Origin of the sequence: Archangium sp. (genome assembly GCF_036389735.1) — a bacterium.
Classification (GTDB): domain Bacteria; phylum Myxococcota; class Myxococcia; order Myxococcales; family Myxococcaceae; genus Archangium.
Window position 1 is genome coordinate 1 of sequence record NZ_DASVWK010000597.1, and the last position, 2,602, is coordinate 2,602.

Consider the following 2,602-nt stretch of genomic DNA (forward strand, 5'->3'; position numbering starts at 1 on the left):
GGCCTCACCCGCGAGCGCGCGGGCTTCGAGGTGCGCGACGTGCACCCGACGCACTACGGCCGCATCTGCCCCATCGAGACGCCGGAAGGCCCGAACATCGGCCTCATCGCGTCGCTGTCCACCTACGCCCGCGTCAACGAGTTCGGCTTCGTCGAGACCCCGTACAAGAAGGTCGAGGCCGGCGCGGTGACGGGTGATGTGGCGTTCTACTCCGCCCTCGAGGAGGAGAAGCACACCATCGCCCAGGCGAACGCGGAGACGGACAAGAAGGGCAAGTTCCTCAACGAGCTCGTCTCGTCCCGCCGCGGCGGCGAGTTCGTCCAGGCCAAGGCCGAGGACGTGGACCTGATGGACGTGTCGCCGAACCAGCTCGTGTCGGTGGCCGCCTCCCTCATCCCGTTCCTCGAGAACGACGACGCCAACCGCGCGCTCATGGGCTCCAACATGCAGCGCCAGGCCGTGCCGCTGCTGCGCACCGCCGCTCCGCTCGTGGGCACCGGCATCGAGGCGATCGTCGCCCGCGACTCCGGCGTGACCTGCGTGGCGCGTCGCGACGGCGTCGTGGAGAGCGTGGACGCCAGCCGTATCGTCGTGAAGGCGGACACCGCCACGGGCGCGTTCGATATCTCCAGCGAGGTCGACATCTACAACCTCCTGAAGTACCAGCGCTCCAACCAGAACACGTGCCTCAACCAGAAGCCCATCGTCCGCAAGGGCGACCGGGTGCGGAAGGGTGACGTGATCGCCGACGGTCCGGCCACCGAGACCGGTGAGCTGGCGCTGGGCCAGAACGTGGTCGTCGCGTTCATGCCGTGGCAGGGCTACAACTTCGAGGACTCCATCCTCATCTCCGAGCGCATCCTCAAGGAGGACGTCTTCACGTCCATCCACATCGAGGAGTTCGAGTGCATCGCGCGCGATACCAAGCTCGGCAAGGAGGAGATCACCCGCGACATCCCGAACGTGGGTGAGGAGGCCCTCAAGGACCTCGACGAGAGCGGCATCATCCGCATCGGTGCCGAGGTGAAGCCCGGCGACGTGCTCGTGGGCAAGATCACTCCGAAGGGCGAGACCCAGCTCTCCCCCGAGGAGAAGCTGCTGCGCGCCATCTTCGGTGAGAAGGCCGGCGACGTGCGCGACAGCTCGCTGCGCGTGCCCCCCGGCGTGGTGGGCACCGTCATCAACGCCAAGGTGTTCAGCCGCAAGGGCGTGGAGAAGGACGAGCGCGCCAAGCAGATCGAGTCCATGGAGGAGGCCAAGCTCCTCAAGGACCAGAACGACGAGATCAAGGTCCTGCGCGACAGCGCCTACGACCGCCTGCGCGCCATGCTCCGCGGCAAGGAGATCCAGGGCAAGCTCGTGGACGACAAGGGCAAGATCCTCCTGAAGAAGGGGGACATCGTCTCCGACGAGCTGCTGGCCACCGTCCCGTACAAGTACTGGACGGAGATCTCCGTCGGCGATCCGCTCGACAGCAAGCTGCGCGACATCCTCCGCAACCAGGAGGAGACCACCGAGGCCGTGAAGCTGGCCTTCGGCGAGAAGATCGCCCGCATCAAGAAGGGCGATGAGCTCCCGCCGGGCGTCATCAAGATGGTCAAGGTGTACGTCGCCATCAAGCGCAAGCTGGCCGTGGGCGACAAGATGGCCGGCCGCCACGGTAACAAGGGCGTCGTCTCCCGCATCCTCCCCGAGGAGGACCTGCCGTACCTCGAGGACGGGCGTCCGGTGGACATCGTGCTCAACCCGCTGGGCGTGCCCTCGCGCATGAACATCGGGCAGATCCTCGAGACCCACCTGGGCTGGGCCGCCAAGGGCGTGGGCGAGCAGCTCCAGAAGTACATCGAGGAGAACTACAGCGGCGAGAACCTCAAGAAGCAGGTGAAGACCGTCTACGACGACAAGGCCTTTGGCGAGTTCGTGGACACCCTGTCCGACGACGAGGTCAAGAGCCTGTGCTACCGCCTGAAGAGGGGCATCCATGTCGCCACGCCGGTGTTCGACGGCGCGCGCGAGACGGAGATCCACTCGCTCTTCGACGAGGCCCGCCTGCCGCGGACCGGCCAGATGGTGCTCTTCGACGGCCGCACCGGTGAGCCGTTCGACCAGAACGTCACCGTCGGCGTCATGTACATCCTCAAGCTGCACCACCTGGTGGACGAGAAGATCCACGCCCGCTCCATCGGGCCCTACTCGCTCGTCACGCAGCAGCCCCTGGGCGGCAAGGCCCAGTTCGGCGGCCAGCGTCTGGGAGAGATGGAAGTGTGGGCGATGGAGGCCTACGGCGCGGCGTACACGCTCCAGGAGTTCCTCACCGTCAAGTCCGACGATGTGGTGGGCCGCACGCGCATGTACGAGGCGATCGTCAAGGGCGACAACGTCCTGGAGTCCGGTCTGCCCGAGTCCTTCAACGTGCTCCTCAAGGAGCTCCAGTCGCTGGCCCTGGACGTGGAGCTGCTCGAGAGCGCGCCGCCCGAGCGTCAGCGCTCGTTCGGAGCGGACTTCGGCGGTGGTGGTGACGGCGAGGATCGGAAGACCGGTACCGAGGCGTAATTCGGAGTCGGAGGGCCGCCCCGCTGGATGCCCGCTCCCATGAGGGGCG

Annotated in this window: 1 protein-coding gene; it reads left to right on the forward strand. The window is 66.6% G+C overall.

What is annotated here, in order from left to right:
- A partial coding sequence (rpoB, locus tag VF794_RS20855; protein ID WP_331113074.1) for a DNA-directed RNA polymerase subunit beta occupies positions 1-2,553 on the forward strand: 2,553 nt, incomplete at its 5' end.
- Between the last annotated feature and the right edge of the window lie 49 nt (positions 2,554-2,602).